Origin of the sequence: Streptomyces sp. NPDC050560 (assembly GCF_044457285.1) — a bacterium.
Lineage (GTDB): Bacteria > Actinomycetota > Actinomycetes > Streptomycetales > Streptomycetaceae > Streptomyces.
The window spans coordinates 959,674-973,350 of record NZ_JBITGT010000001.1; the positions used below are offsets into that span (position 1 = coordinate 959,674).

Annotated in this window: 11 protein-coding genes and 1 pseudogene; 5 read left to right on the top strand and 7 right to left on the bottom strand. The window is 71.0% G+C overall.

What is annotated here, in order from left to right:
* Positions 1 to 65: 65 nt before the first annotated feature.
* The 3 genes from ACIBIW_RS04115 to ACIBIW_RS04125 form a co-directional block, all read right to left on the bottom strand.
* Positions 66 to 1,328: an outer membrane lipoprotein carrier protein LolA gene (locus ACIBIW_RS04115; RefSeq protein WP_399331641.1), complete on the bottom strand. Its 1,263-nt coding sequence runs from the start codon at positions 1,326 to 1,328 to the stop codon at positions 66 to 68.
* A gap of 256 nt (positions 1,329 to 1,584) precedes the next feature.
* Complete coding sequence (locus ACIBIW_RS04120; protein ID WP_399331643.1) at positions 1,585 to 2,595, bottom strand: polyprenyl synthetase family protein; 1,011 nt, start codon at positions 2,593 to 2,595, stop codon at positions 1,585 to 1,587.
* Between the two features lie 493 nt (positions 2,596 to 3,088).
* A complete protein-coding gene (locus ACIBIW_RS04125; RefSeq protein ID WP_399331646.1) occupies positions 3,089 to 3,895 on the bottom strand; it encodes a Cof-type HAD-IIB family hydrolase in 807 nt (268 codons plus the stop codon).
* 91 nt (positions 3,896 to 3,986) lie between these two features.
* Between ACIBIW_RS04125 and fahA the strand changes: the two genes are divergently transcribed.
* On the top strand, positions 3,987 to 5,345 hold the full coding sequence (gene fahA, locus ACIBIW_RS04130; protein ID WP_399331648.1) for a fumarylacetoacetase: 1,359 nt from the start codon (positions 3,987 to 3,989) through the stop codon (positions 5,343 to 5,345).
* An 82-nt stretch (positions 5,346 to 5,427) separates the two neighbouring features.
* The gene (locus tag ACIBIW_RS04135; RefSeq protein WP_399331650.1) at positions 5,428 to 5,955 is read left to right on the top strand and encodes a DinB family protein; all 528 of its coding nucleotides are present in this window, start codon (positions 5,428 to 5,430) and stop codon (positions 5,953 to 5,955) included.
* Here ACIBIW_RS04135 and ACIBIW_RS04140 read toward each other — a convergent pair.
* Both ACIBIW_RS04140 and asnB read right to left on the bottom strand, forming a co-directional pair.
* Entirely contained in the window at positions 5,921 to 7,291 is a 1,371-nt protein-coding gene (locus ACIBIW_RS04140) for a UDP-glucose dehydrogenase family protein (RefSeq protein WP_399331652.1), read from the bottom strand. The genes ACIBIW_RS04135 and ACIBIW_RS04140 overlap by 35 nt on opposite strands.
* Before the next feature lie 227 nt (positions 7,292 to 7,518).
* Positions 7,519 to 9,285 carry an asparagine synthase (glutamine-hydrolyzing) gene (gene asnB / locus ACIBIW_RS04145; RefSeq protein ID WP_399331654.1) on the bottom strand — a complete coding sequence of 589 codons (1,767 nt, stop codon included), beginning with the start codon at positions 9,283 to 9,285 and terminating at the stop codon, positions 7,519 to 7,521.
* Between the two features lie 249 nt (positions 9,286 to 9,534).
* On the opposite strand from asnB, the gene ACIBIW_RS04150 reads away from it, so the two are divergent.
* Entirely contained in the window at positions 9,535 to 10,926 is a 1,392-nt protein-coding gene (locus tag ACIBIW_RS04150) for a sporulation protein (RefSeq protein WP_399331656.1), read from the top strand.
* A gap of 4 nt (positions 10,927 to 10,930) precedes the next feature.
* Here ACIBIW_RS04150 and ACIBIW_RS04155 read toward each other — a convergent pair.
* Positions 10,931 to 11,428, bottom strand: a pseudogene (locus ACIBIW_RS04155) (formylglycine-generating enzyme family protein); the annotation flags it as partial.
* A 316-nt stretch (positions 11,429 to 11,744) separates the two neighbouring features.
* Here ACIBIW_RS04155 and ACIBIW_RS04160 point away from each other — a divergent pair.
* Entirely contained in the window at positions 11,745 to 12,371 is a 627-nt protein-coding gene (locus ACIBIW_RS04160) for a hypothetical protein (RefSeq protein WP_399331658.1), read from the top strand.
* Between the two features lie 272 nt (positions 12,372 to 12,643).
* A complete protein-coding gene (locus ACIBIW_RS04165) occupies positions 12,644 to 13,426 on the top strand; it encodes a trimeric intracellular cation channel family protein (RefSeq protein WP_399331660.1) in 783 nt (260 codons plus the stop codon).
* Here the strand turns inward: ACIBIW_RS04165 and ACIBIW_RS04170 are convergent.
* On the bottom strand, positions 13,398 to 13,607 hold the full coding sequence (locus ACIBIW_RS04170) for a DUF397 domain-containing protein (protein WP_399331662.1): 210 nt from the start codon (positions 13,605 to 13,607) through the stop codon (positions 13,398 to 13,400). The genes ACIBIW_RS04165 and ACIBIW_RS04170 overlap by 29 nt on opposite strands.
* Between the last annotated feature and the right edge of the window lie 70 nt (positions 13,608 to 13,677).

Below are 13,677 nucleotides of genomic sequence, written 5' to 3' on the forward strand. Positions count from 1 at the left end.
GAAACGCCGCCGCACGGCGTTCCCGGCCGTGCGGCGGCGTCCCAGGCGTGTACGTGCGTCGAAGGCTATCCGGCGTTCGCGTCGGCCGCCTTCACCAGCGCGTCCTTGGTGACCGCGCCCACGTAGACCTTGCCGTCGTCGGTGATCAGGGCGTTGACGAGGCGGGTCGAGAAGACCGTGCCCGAGCCGAACTTGCCGCTGGCCTTCTCCCCGAGCGAGTCGAGGAACTTCTGCGCGTCGGGCGGTACGTCGCCGGAGCGCGCGGACGGCAGGCCCTGGCCGCCGGGGACCTCGAACTCGGCGATGGTGTTCCAGCCCTTGCCCGTGGTCTTCGCGCCGGAGCCCGCCAGGTCCTCGGGGTCGAGGGCGCCGAGCCCCTTGCCGTGGTCCTGCTTGCCGCCCTTGAGCTGGTCGCCCTCGGTGACCTTGGTGCCCTTGGGCGCGGTGAAGTCGAACGTGGAGCCCGAGGGCTTCGAGAAGTCGACCTTGGTGAACCCGACGTCGATCACCGCGGCCCCGCCGGAGGACGGGGTGAGGGTGAACTTCAGCGGGCTGTAGTTCTTCGCGTCCACCGCGATGCTGATCGCACCCACCGTGGTGCCCGACTGCTTGGGCTTCACCACCAGCTTGTACGCGTCGCGTCCCGCGACCCGGGCGGTGCCGTCCACGGAGACGTCGGTGGTGGGCCCGGCGGCCTTCAGGGCCTCCTCGGCGAACTGCTGCGGGGTCGGGGCGTCCTCGCGCGCCTTGTCCCCGTGCCGCTGTGCGGCCTTGTCGGCGCCCGTGGTGTGGACGGCCTGGTTGGAGGCGCTGTCGTACGCCCACACGTCGTCGCCGTTGTGGATGAGGCTGTACTCGGCGGCGTCTTCGAGGATGGACAGCTTCTGCTTCTGGTCGCCGTCCTGGGCGACCCGCAGGGTGTGGGTGCCGGAGGCCAGCTCGGTGAGCTTCGCGCCGGGGTCGGCCTTGGAGCCGCCGTCGCCCGAGGAGGAGCCGGGGGAAGCGTCGCCCATGCCGCCGGGGGCGAAGCCCTTCGCGAGGCCGCCGAAGTCGGGCAGCCCGAGGTCGGTGTTGATCTTCACGGTGCCGGAGTACTGGTCCGTGTGCGAGGCCGCGACCTTCGCCAGCAGGTCCTCGGCGCTGATCTTCGGCAGGTCGGGGTCCCCGGAGTCGGCCAGGGCCGGGACCAGCCCGATGGTGAGGGCGGCGATGCCCATCACCGCGGCCGGAACCGCGTACCGGGCCGCTCTGCGCGAGCGCCGCGGGGTGGGCTCGCCCGGGTCCTGGGTCGGCCCGACCGGCGTCTCGCCGGATTCGTACGGTGCCATCTTCTGCCTACCTCCATCGGTCGGCGGCCTGCGTTGCCGTCGTGTGCGCCCCCGCCGTCGCGGCGTGGACGCCCACTCCCGCACTGCCATTCTCACCCGAACTGGCCAGGAGTGGTGATATCCATCAGACCAAATAGTCCTACCGGCGGCGTCAGCCCTCGGAATCAACTCCGCGTACTGCTCGGGTATGACACCCGCGCCCGTGGGGCCGTGGCGACCCGTAGGGGACGGGTACCGCCGGGGGAGGCGGGGGCGGTCAGCCCGCGCGGTGGACGACCGCGTCGCAGAGGTCGAGGAGGGTGTTCTTGGCGGCGCAGTCCGGCAGCGGCGCGAGCACCGCGCGGGCCGCCTCCGCGTAGCGCAGGGTGTCGCGGCGGGCGTGTTCGAGCGAGGGGTGGGCGCGCAGCCTGTCCAGGGCCTCGCGGAGCCTGGCGTCGTCGCTGAGGTCGGAGTCGAGCAGTTCGCTCAGCGCGACGTCGTCGGCAAGCCCGAGGCGCCGCACCCGCTCCCGCAGCCGGAGCACCGGCAGCGTGGGGATGCCCTCCCGCAGGTCGGTGCCGGGGGTCTTGCCCGACTCTCCGCTGTCGGAGGCGATGTCGAGGACGTCGTCGGCGAGCTGGAAGGCGATGCCGAGGCGCTCGCCGTACTGGGTCAGTATGTCGACGACGGTCTCGTCGGCGCCGGCCATCATCGCGCCGAGCCTGCCCGAGACCGCGATCAGGGAGCCGGTCTTGCCCGCGAGCACGTCCAGGTAGTGCTCCACGGGGTCGCGGCCGTCGCGGGGGCCCGCGGTCTCCAGGATCTGGCCCGTGACCAGCCGCTCGAACGCCTCGGCCTGGATACGGACCGCCTCGGGCCCGAGGTCGGCGAGGATGTGCGAGGCGCGGGCGAAGAGGAAGTCGCCGGTGAGCACCGCGACGGAGTTGCCCCAGCGGCTGTTGGCGCTGTCCACGCCGCGCCGCACGTCGGCCTCGTCCATCACGTCGTCGTGGTACAGCGTGGCCAGATGGGTCAGCTCCACGACCACGGCGGCCGGGACCACACCGGGCGCGAAGGGGTCGCCGAACTGTGCGGAGAGCATCACGATCAGCGGCCTGAAGCGCTTTCCCCCCGCGTGCACCAGGTGCTGGGCCGCCTCCGTGATGAAGGAGACCTCACTCTTGGTCGCTTCGAGCAGCCCTTCCTCGACAGCCGTCAACCCGGCCTGGACCTCGGCTTCGAGAGCCTGGTCCCGTACGCTCAGCCCCAAGGGCCCGACGACGGTCACGGGGGTTCTCCTGTCTCCTGACCACCACGAGGTCAATCACACGGTGTCCATCACACGATTTGTCAATGTGTCGCTGCTCCCACTCAAGTCAGCGTATCCGGTCGCCTTTCGATCACAGTGAGCGCCTGCCCGACCAGCGTGGATGGCATGCGACCAATCAGAGTGTCTTTCTGATCGGCTGGTTCCGCTTCACTTTGCGTACGGTTTCGGTTTCCCTCTCGTCCGGGCAGAGCCGCCTCCGCACAGAGAACGTCCCGGCGACATGACTCGTTCCGGACCCCGGCCGCGAATACGGGAAACCCGAACGTACGAGCGTACGGGCGGACAGATGATGCGGGGCGGGAGGGGCGGCCGGACCGCCGGTGGCCGCGACGGACGCGAGGGACGCGAGGGACGCGAGGGACGCGAGGGACGCGACGAACCCCGCGCCCGCGCGCACGCGCGCGCCGCCCGCGACGGCTCAGCCCGACATCAGCCGTACCTCAGCCCTACCTCAGCCGTACAGCCGCTCCAGTATCACGGCGATGCCGTCCTCCTCGTTGGAGAGGGTGATCTCGTCGGCGACGGCCTTCAGTTCGGGGTGGGCGTTGGCCATCGCCACCCCGTGGGCGGCCCAGGCGAACATGGGGATGTCGTTGGGCATGTCCCCGAAGGCGATGGTGTCCTCGGGGCCCGCGCCCAGCCGCTCGGCGGCGAGCGCGAGCCCTGTCGCCTTGTTCACCCCGAACGGCTGTAGCTCCACGATGTCGGGGCCCGCCATGGTGACGGTCACCAGATCGCCGACGACGCGCCGTGCGACCGCGACCAGCTCCTCGTCGGACAGCTCCGCGTGCCGTACCAGCACCTTGTTGACCGGCTCGTCCCACAGCGACTCGCGGCACTCGACCCGGCTCACCGGGAGCCTCGGGTGCGGCATGCGGTAGTCGGCCTCGGCGAGCGTGAGGCCGTCGGGCTCCGTCTGGTTCACGGCCATGAACACCGCGCCCACCTCGGCCTCGATCTTGCCGACCGCCGTCTCCGCCAGGTCCCGTTCGAGCACGAGGGAGCGGAGCATCACTCTCGCCCCCGCGTCGTACACCTGGGCGCCCTGGCCGCAGACCGCGAGGCCGCGGTAGCCGAGCCGGAGCAGCAGCGGCAGCACCTGGGGCACCGGGCGCCCGGTGGCGACGATGTGCCGGGCGCCGGCCCGCGAGGCCCGCGCGAGCGCCGCGAGGCTGCGCCCCGAGACCCGGTCGCACGGGCTGAGGAGAGTGCCGTCGAGATCGGTCGCGATCAGCGCATACGGCGGCGGGATGAGCATGATCCAAGGATACGGAGAGCACACAACCGGCGTGGCCCACTTCGGCCACGTAACGTGTCCTCCCTCTCCACGGAAAGCGAGGCGGCAGCCGATGCCCCAGCAGCCCGAGCACACCCCGCTCACCTCCCCCGATGCCGCCGTGCCCACCCCGCACGGCGCCACCGGGACGCCGAAGACCGCCACCGGGGCGTCAGCCCGGGAGCGCGAAGACAACCCCTTCGAGCTTCCCGCCGACGATCCGTACGGTCCGCACAACCTCCCCTACGGGGTGTTCTCGCCCGCCGGTTCGAACGAACGGAGGATCGGGGTGCGCATCGGCGACCACGTCCTCGACGCGGGCGCCGCGGCCGGGGCCCTCGGGTCCCCGTACGGGCATCTCCTGGGCCACCGCGACCTCGGGCCGCTGCTCGCGGCGGGCCGCACCGCCTGGAGCGACGTGCGGCGCACCCTCACCGACTGGGTCACCGCGCCCCGCCACCGCGCCCGACTGCGCCCGCTGCTGCACCCGTTGTCCGAGGTCGCGCTGCATCTGCCGTTCGACGTCGCGGACTACGTGGACTACTACTCGTCCGAGCACCACGCCCGTAACCTCGGCACCATCTTCCGGCCCGACAACCCCGAGCCGCTGATGCCCAACTGGAAGCACCTGCCGACCGGTTACCACGGCCGCGCGGGCACGGTGGTGGTCTCGGGCACGGACGTCGTACGGCCCTCGGGGCAGCGCAGGGCGCCGGGCGCCGAGGCGCCGTCGTTCGGCCCCTCCACGCGTCTGGACATCGAGGCCGAGGTCGGCTTCGTGGTGGGGGTGCCGTCGCGGCAGGGCGTGCCGGTGCCGCTCGCGGACTTCAGGGAGCACGTCTTCGGGCTCTGCCTCCTCAACGACTGGTCGGCGCGGGACATCCAGGCGTGGGAGTACGTGCCGCTCGGCCCGTACCTGGGCAAGTCGTTCGCGACCTCGGTCGCCGCGTGGATCACCCCGCTCGAAGCCCTCGACGCCGCACGGGTGGCGCCCCCGGAGCGCAGCCATCCGCTGCTGCCGTACCTCGACGACTCCGCCGACGACTCCGCCGGGTCGGGCGCCGGGGGGCCCGGCGGCTACGACCTCAGGATGAGTGTGCGCCTCAACGGCGAGGAGATCTCCCGGCCGCCGTTCGCCACGATGTACTGGACGGCGGCGCAGCAGCTCGCGCACATGGCGGTGGGCGGCGCGCGGCTGCGCACCGGCGACCTGTACGGCTCGGGCACGGTGAGCGGTCCAGGCGCCGACGAGCGCGGCTCCCTCATCGAGCTGACGTGGAACGGCCGCGACCCGCTGACCCTCGCCGACGGCACCACCCGCGCCTTCCTTGAGGACGGCGACGAGGTCACCCTCACCGGCTGGGCGCCGGGCGCGGACGGCACGAGGATCGGCCTCGGCGAGGTCACGGGCCGCATCGTCGCCGCGGGCTGAGGGGCGGGGCCGGGGGCGCGGGGCGGGGCGCGCGCCGTACCCCCGCCCCGCGCCCCGGCGGCGGGCGTGCCAGGCTGCGGGCATGGTGACGACACCCGACGGACGCTCCGTACCACCGCCCAGGGCCGACGAGGCCGCCATGCTGGCCGGGTGGCTCGACTTCCACCGCGCCACCCTCGCCGTCAAGTGCGCGGGCCTCGACGACGCACAGCTCCGTGCGCCCTCCGCGCCGCCCTCCCCGATGACACTGCTGGGACTCGTGCAGCACCTGGCCGAAATCGAGCGGAACTGGTTCCAGCGGGTGTTCGCGGGCCGCGATGTGCCGTGGCTCTACCCGGAGGGCGGCGGCGACGGCTTCGCCCTCTCCCCCGACCGGGGTCTCGACGAGGCCATGGAGACCTGGCAGGCGCAGATCGCGACGGCCCGCGAGATCGCCGCCGGGGTCCCGCTCGACGCCACGGGCCGCCTCTCGGAACAGGAGGCGGCCTTCGTGGGCGACAGCGAGATCTCGCTGCGCTGGATCATGATCCACATGATCGAGGAGTACGCCCGCCACAACGGCCACGCCGACCTGCTCAGGGAACGGGTGGACGGGGCGACGGGGGCGTAGGGGTGTCGCGAACGTGGCGTCGTCGGCCGAGGGCTCGGACGGTCCAGCCGGCTTCGCGCCAGGTGTCAGCGTCAAGGGTGCCCCGGCCGTCGACGACCCTCGGGGTGGCGGTGCGGGCGGCGAGGCGGTGCGGGTCGACGTGGGAGAACTGCGGCCACTCGGTGAGGTGCAGGAGCAGGTCGGCGTCTTGGACAGCGGCGACCGGGTCGTCGATGTAGTCGAGTTCGGGGTGCGTCTTGCGGGCGTTGTCGACGGCCTGGGGGTCGGTGACGGTGACCGTGGCGCCGAGTTCGTGGAGTTTCTGGGCGACGGCGAGGGCGGGCGAGTCGCGGACGTCGTCGGTGTTGGGCTTGAAGGCAGCGCCCCAGACGGTGATCCGCTTGCCTGCAAGGTTGCCGTCGCACTGTTCGCGGGCGAGGTCGACCATGCGCTCGCGGCGCCGGTTGTTGATCGCGTCGACCTCACGGAGGATCGTCAGGGCCTGGTCGGCGCCGAGTTCGTCGGCGCGGGCCATGAACCCGCGGATGTCCTTGGGGAGGCAGCCGCCGCCGAAGCCGAGGCCGGGACGCATGCCGCGGCGGCCGATGCGGGCGTCGTGGCCGAGGATGTCGGCAAGCTGTGTGACGTCGGCGCCTGAGGCTTCGCAGACTTCGGCGATGGCGTTGATGAAGGAGATCTTCGTGGCGAGGAAGGCGTTGGCGGACACCTTGGCGAGTTCGGCGGTCGCCCAGTCGGTGACGATCGTCGGCGTCCCGGACTCGATGATCTTCTCGAAGCACTGCCGCAGCACCTCCTCAGCCCACGAGTGCTCGGTCTCGAAGCCGAGGACGAGCCGACCGGGACGGAGGGTGTCCTCGACGGCGAACGACTCGCGCAGGAACTCCGGGTTCCAGGCAACCTCGATCGCATCGCCGGCAGGCGCGGCCTCGTGCAGCAGGTCGCGGACGCGGGGTGCGGTGCCGACCGGGACGGTCGACTTCACCGCGACCACCGCCGGATTCCTCAGGTGGGGTGCGAGCCGGCGGACGGCGGAGAACAGGTGGCTGAGGTCGTAGGCGTGTCCGCCGGGCTGCTGCGGCGTGCCGACCCCGATGAAGTGCAGGTCGCCGAAGGCGGCGGCCTCCGCATAGGAGGCAGTGAACCGCAGCTTGCCGTCGGCGGTGTGCTTGGCGAGGAGGTCGTCGAGGTCGCGTTCGTGGAAGGGGGCCTTGCCGGAGTTCAGGACGGCGACCTTGTCCATGTCGCAGTCCATGCCGAGGACCTCGTGGCCAAGGTCGGCCATGCAGGCGGCGTGGGTGGCGCCGAGATAGCCGCAGCCGACGACGGTGAGCTTCATAACGGGGTTCCTTTGCGCGGTGGGGGCCGCCGACGACCCCCGCCTCTGCCCCGCCCGGAAGGGGCGGATGCTCAGGCGGGCGGGGTGGCCGGACAGCGGTTGATCCCGTCCCGGACGAACGGCGGGATGGTGCGGGATGGGAGGTCTTCGGGGGCGAGAAACTGGAGCTTGACGCCCTCCCCGAGGGGTAGGGCGGTCTCGTCGCCGTCCAGTGACGTGACGAGCCGTCATGCGGCAGCCCTCACCGTCTGGTTGCAGAACCAGGCGGCCGCCATGAGGGCCTGCATCCGGGTGCGGTCGAACCGTCCGCCCGGCTTCAGCCCGCCCTCCAGCAGCGGCCGCATGGAGGCCGGGGCCTCGGCGAGAGCGGTGGTGATCTGGGCGTCCGCCCAGGCCGCGAGCCGGCCGTTCAACCAGGCGGGGACGGGGCTGGCGAAACCGCGCTTGTCCCGGCTGCCCCAGACCTCCCGCGGCAGGCCCAGGGCCTTCGCGGCGTCTCGCAGGACCCGCTTGCCCTCGGCGGGGCGACAGATCTTGTGCTCCAAGGGCAGCCGGTAGGACAGCTCGACCAACTCCCGTGCCAGAAAGGGGGACCGGCGTTCGAGTGCGTAGGCAGAGGCGAGCTTGTCGCTGGTCATCACCAGCGGGCGCCAGGCGGTGGCCAGGTCGGCGAGCGTGAGTGCCCGAGCCAGGTCCCTGCCGGCCTTCTCCATCGCGGTGGCGATGAGGTCGCGGATGCGGCCTTCGGGGTCGGGGCCACGCAGGACGAGCCGGGTGACCGCTTCCGCGCGGTCGAGGTCCTCGCCGACGGTGTGCATGAGCTTCGCGGCCAGCGGCCTGTAGGCGTCCATGCCCGCGGCCAGGACAGCGTCCGGGCCGAAAAGGACCAGGGAGTGACGGACGTAGCCCATGAGGAACTCGTCCGGTCCGAGCCCGCCGATGACGACCTTCAGGCCCATCTCGGCGATCTTCCGGTAGGCCATGTACTCGGAGAACGTGGACGCGTTGCCCATCGGGTAGTCCAGTGCGGACATCATGTGCGGCAGAACCTCGGTGAAGTCGGCATGGTCCGGCTCGACCACGACGAGCTCGGCGCCGATGCCCGCCGCGATCCGGGTCGCGATCTTCGATTCGTCGAGCCGGTCCTGGCCCCGGTAGCGGACGGTGACGCAGACCGGCGGCCGCAGTAGACAGGCCAGCACCGACGAGTCCAGCCCGCCGGAGAGTAAGAGTGCGAAGTCGCGGGCCGGAGCCCTGAGCGGGACCTGCTCGGCCAGGACGACGGAGAACTTCGCCAGGGCCTCGCTGTAGGAGCCGGTGAACGACTGCCGGTCCTCCAGGCGCCAGTAGACGTGCTGGTCGAGCGAGCCGGTCGCGACGTCGTAGGTCAGCAGGGTGGCGGGGGCCAGCAGTTGGATGCCCTGAAAAGGGGTGTCGACGCCGACCGGCGTCTCGATCGCCAGCACCTCCGGCCGAAGGACCAGCGGGGCAGTGCCGTAACCGGTCAGGGTGGTGACCTCGGAGGCGAACGCGAGCCGTCCGCCGTCCAGGCGCCAGTAGAGCGGCTTCTCGCCGAGCCGGTCGCGGGCCAGGAAGAGCTTTCCGGCCCGCGGGTCATGGACGGCGAGGGCGAACATGCCGTCGAGCCCGTCCAAACAGGACGGCCCGATCCTGGCCCAGGCCCGCAGCAGAAAGTGCGCGTCCGTCTCCCCGTGCCCGAGCGGGATGCCCCAAGCCTTCGCCTGTCGGCGGTAGTTGTAGATCTCGCCGTTGAAGGCCAGCAGCATCCCGGACTCGCGGTCGAGGTAGGGACCGGGCATCGCCTGGGAGTCGACGATCAGCAGTGTGTTCATGGACAGCACCGCGTGTCCGTCGCCCGCGGCGGCGTGCATGGTGCCATCCGGGCCGCGGTGGGACTGCGAGGCGCCCATCGCCTCGACGGTCCTCTCGTGCCGGACGGCGTCGGCTCCGGCCAGTCCTGCGATTCCGCACATATCTGGTTCACCCCCGAGAAGTGGTGATGCCTTTGCGGCGGCCGCCGGAAGAAGATTCGTTCCAGTTCCGCCGACGGCCCGGGCTCTCATCACAGCCGCCCGAGGAAAATGCGGGGAGGGCTCACAGGGGGGCTCACAACTCGCAGAGACGTTCACCGCGAGCCCGCGAGGACATACCCTCGGTGACCCACCATGCGGAACGCGTACGACTCTTCGTCCGTGGTCCGGTCACCGGCAAGGGAGAAGGCCGTGGCATCGACCACCCGCCGGGCCCGTCCGCCCAACGCGGACCTGGCCCGGCTCATCGAAGCCAGCGGCGCGAGCCACAAGTCCCTGGCTCTGCGCGTCAACCAGCTCGCCCACACCGCCGGGATGGAGACGGACTATTCGCATACTTCGGTGGCGAACTGGTGCCGCCGCGGGATGACACCGAAATGGCCGGTGCCGAACCTGTTGGCACAGGCCATCGGCGAAAGGCTCGGCAGGCCCGTCAACCTGGCGGAGATCGGCATGGGCGAGGCGGAGACAGCCGACGTCTCGGTGGGGTTGGATTTCCCGCGAGACCCCGCCGACGCAGTCCGCGTCGCCACTTCGTTCTGGAGCTCCGTGAACCGCCGCGACTTCCTGGCCGGAACCGGCTTCGCCGCCTCCGCCTTCACCACCCCCGTGACCAGATGGCTCGTCACCCCCGCCGACGAGAACCCCGGCCGCCGCGGCGGCCGACAGGTCGGCCGGGCCGACCTCGACGAACTGCGCGAGGCCGCCGACGACGCGAGGCACTGGGACTCCAAGTACGGCGGCGGGAACTGGCGGGCCAACTCCGTCACCGACTGCCTGGACCACCGCGCGGGCCCGCTGCTGCAAGGGGCGTTCTCCGAGGAGACCGGCCGTGGACTCTTTTCCGTGACCGCAGAGCTGTCCAGGCTCGCCGGGTGGACGGCGTTCGACGTCGGCCGACACGATGCCGCCCAGCGGCACTTCATCCAGGCCCTCAGCCTCGCCCGCACCGGCGGCGACGTGCAGTTGGGCTGCTATGTCCTCTCCACCATGGCCATGCAGTCCCTCATGCGCGGTTTCACTTCCGAGGCCGTCGACATGGCTCAGGGCGCCTTCAACCGGGCCAAGGGCCGGGCGGTCCCCCGGGTGCTGGCGTTCACCAAGCTGATCGAGGCCCGCGCTCACGCCCGCGAGAACGACTCCAGGGCCGCCTCCAGGGCCCTGGCCGCCTCGGAGAGCCTCCTCGACCAGGCCAAGGCCGACAGCGGCGACGAGCCCGCGTGGATCGACTTCTATGCCCACTCCCGCCTCTCGGCGGACGCCGCCGAGATCTTCCGCGACCTGAAAAACCCCAAGATGGCACTGGCCTGGAACAAGCAGGCCGCAGCCATGGCGCCCGGGTCCTTCACCCGCTCCGTCGGCATGCGGCTCGCGATCGTCGGGACCGCCCATCTCCAGGCCCGCGACCTGGACCAGGGCCTCGAACTGGGCAACCGGTCCGTCGACATTCTCGCCCGCGTCCAGTCCTCCCGGGCCAAGGACTATGTGCGTGAGTTCAACGCGGCCCTCGCCCCCTGGCGGCGCGAACCGGCCGTGCGCGAGTTCGCCCAGCGGACCCGCAAGGAACTCGGCGTCGCCGCCTGACGGTTCAACCGACGCGTAACGCGGGGGCGGCACGCTCGAAGGGTGACGTGAACGCCGACCCCTTCAGCTCGTACCGGCCGTTGCCGGGTTTCTCCTCGGTGGAGCACCACTCCCACACGTTGCCGCACATGTCGAAAACGCCGTATGGGCTGGCGCCGGACCGGTAGCGGGAGACGGGCGTCGTCGCGTCCATGCCGGTCTCGGCGACGTTGCATTTCGCTGCGGTCGGTTCATTCCCCCACGGGTAGACGCGCCCTTTCGGACCACGGGCCGCCTTCTCCCACTGCGGAGCGGTAGGCAGGTCACCCAGACCACCGGATGCCTCTCCAAACTCCACCCACACCGAGCGGCCGTCCGCGCCGGAGAGGTAGATGCCCTCCTCGACGAGGGTCATCAGTTTCCCGTCGACGGGGTGCTTGGTGGCGCGGGAGTCACGGCGCAGCAACTCCTCGGCACGCTCGTCGTGTTCGACGGCGGCACGCTCGGTCAGGAGCACCGCGAACCAGGTCCGAATGAGGTGTTGAGCCTGTCGCTCGTCGCCGACACCGGCACAGCCACTCCGACCGTCCCCGGACGCTTACCGGCTCACGGTGGACGCCAGCGGGGAACACACCCTTCGCCGGGGCGCCCCCGACGGAACCGCCTGGAGACTCGGCAGGACAGCCGAGTGAGGGCGACAGGGCGATGTATGGGGACTGGTCGAAGCGCGCCGCCCCCTCGGAGCACCCCGGCCCCGCCGGCCGTAGGCGCGAAATGGGTTGAACCGGGCGGGTGGGCGACACGTTGTGTTGGGTGCTTCCGAGGCCAGGAGGGCTTCAGTGCCTAATCAAAACCCGTACGACTTCAGTCAAAGCTCGGACTTCGAGGTCCGCTCGGACCCGGCGCCCCCAGAGACCGCCTCAGAACTCATGGCCCAACTGGGCGGCGCCGACAACGTTATAGGCCTTCTGACACCACAGGAACGGGCGGCTTACGCACAGGACCCCAACATGGTGGCCACGCAGGATGCGAACGACAGCGTCGCGGCGGGGCAGGCGTCAGTGGATGCCTACCTCCAGGACCCGCAGGCCTACCTCCGGGAGGAGGGGTACGAACCTCATGAGGGCCCGGCCGTATACCAGTGGTTGCAGAACACGTTGCAGCAGGAAGCCGCCACGCTTAATCAGCACTGGCAGAACGCCGACGCCTACCTCGCCAACTTCATCCAGCGCAATGGGTTGACTCAGACTGTCGCCGAGCGGTCCGGGAGGTACAGCTCGGCACCGCAGGCGGGTACCGCGGCAGCCGCCGCGCTCGAATCGCCGAACAGGCGTGACCGTGACCGGCGTGATCGCCGCGACCGGCGTGAACGGCGTGACCGAAACGACCGGCGCGACCGCGACCGGCGTGACCGGCCGCCGCTGGGAGGGACGAGCGGAAACCAGCGGCGATCGGCCGGCAGGTGACCCGCCCGAGGCCGCCTGAGCGGTGACCGATGCCGCACATCAGGGGCGCCCCGGTCCTGCCCGGCTGGGGCGCGCCCCGCTGTCCGGCGGTGCGCTCAGCGCCATGCTCTGGACGCTGGAGGTGGGCACCAGCCCCCGCCCGCGTGCCTGAGGGCCCGAAGGCTCGCGCTGAACCTCACGGCCGAGGCGGCCGTTGTACAGACGCCTCCGCCGGAGCCGGGACGCACCCGGGGGCAACGTACTTCACGGTGCCGCAAAGGAACCCTCCCCCCATGCCGATGCAAGACCTCAGCGAAGTTGTCCAGTACTTGATGGACCTGGTGGCCATTTTCGCCTTCGCGCTCTCCGGGGCCTTCCTCTCCGTGCGAAGAGACTTCGACATCTTCGGGGCGGTCATCCTGAGCGAGGCAGCGGGACTCGGCGGCGGCGTCGTCCGCGATCTGATCCTCCAGGTGAAACCGGTCGCCTTCGCCGACATGGGCTACTTCTTCACCCCGATCGTGGCAGCCGCCCTCGTCTACTTCGGCCACCGGCTCTACGACGACCGCAGAATCCGGCGCAGCATCCTCCTCGACCTCTCCGACGCCGCCGCCCTCGGACTCTTCAGCGTCACCGGCACGACAAAGGCACTCACCCACGGCTTCGACATCCCCGCGGCCGTCACACTCGGCATCGCCAGCGCGGTGGGCGGCGGCGTCCTGGCGAGCGTCATCGCCCAGGAACTCCCCGCCGTCCTGCGATGGAACCACGACCTCTACGTACTCCCCGCACTGATCGGAGCCGGCTCGACCGCCGCCCTGCACCTCACCGGCACACTCAACGTCGCCACGGCCGCCGGCTCCGCCCTGTTCGCCTTCCTGATGCGCCTTCTCGCCCTCCGCTACCGCTGGCGCACCCCACGCTCACAGTTCTGGCGCAACCCCTTCTCCGGCATGCGGCACCAGTCGGCCGCCGAACCGCAAGAAGCGGCATGGCACCCCGGCCCGCTCAACGCCCTGCCTGAATGCGGACTACCCGAACAAGCGCCTAGTGGGCGCCCGGGGTACCGGTCCTGACGCTCGCCACGAAGGTGCGGAACGCGTCGGTGGTGACGGTCAGGGGCGGGGCGGTCGGGTTCTTGGAGTCGCGGACCGGGACGATGCCGTGCGAGGCGGCGAGGTTGGCCGCGATCTCCACGCAACTGCCGCCGTTGCTGCTGTAGGAGGACTTGAACCAGCGAGGGGATTCCATTGCCATGGGGGTTCCTTACGTTGCTGGTTGGACGCGGTCCGGCCCCGCCGCCCGCTGGACGTGGAGCGGCGGGGCC

Excerpts from the sequence above, each read along its gene's own strand:
- ACIBIW_RS04115 (WP_399331641.1), bottom strand. The coding sequence starts at position 1,328 with ATGGCACCGTACGAATCCGGCGAGACGCCGGTCGGGCCGACCCAGGAC.
- ACIBIW_RS04125 (WP_399331646.1), bottom strand. The coding sequence starts at position 3,895 with ATGCTCATCCCGCCGCCGTATGCGCTGATCGCGACCGATCTCGACGGC.
- fahA (WP_399331648.1), top strand. The coding sequence starts at position 3,987 with ATGCCCCAGCAGCCCGAGCACACCCCGCTCACCTCCCCCGATGCCGCC.
- ACIBIW_RS04135 (WP_399331650.1), top strand. The coding sequence starts at position 5,428 with ATGGTGACGACACCCGACGGACGCTCCGTACCACCGCCCAGGGCCGAC.
- ACIBIW_RS04140 (WP_399331652.1), bottom strand. The coding sequence starts at position 7,291 with ATGAAGCTCACCGTCGTCGGCTGCGGCTATCTCGGCGCCACCCACGCC.
- asnB (WP_399331654.1), bottom strand. The coding sequence starts at position 9,285 with ATGTGCGGAATCGCAGGACTGGCCGGAGCCGACGCCGTCCGGCACGAG.
- ACIBIW_RS04165 (WP_399331660.1), top strand. The coding sequence starts at position 12,644 with ATGCCGATGCAAGACCTCAGCGAAGTTGTCCAGTACTTGATGGACCTG.
- ACIBIW_RS04170 (WP_399331662.1), bottom strand. The coding sequence starts at position 13,607 with ATGGCAATGGAATCCCCTCGCTGGTTCAAGTCCTCCTACAGCAGCAAC.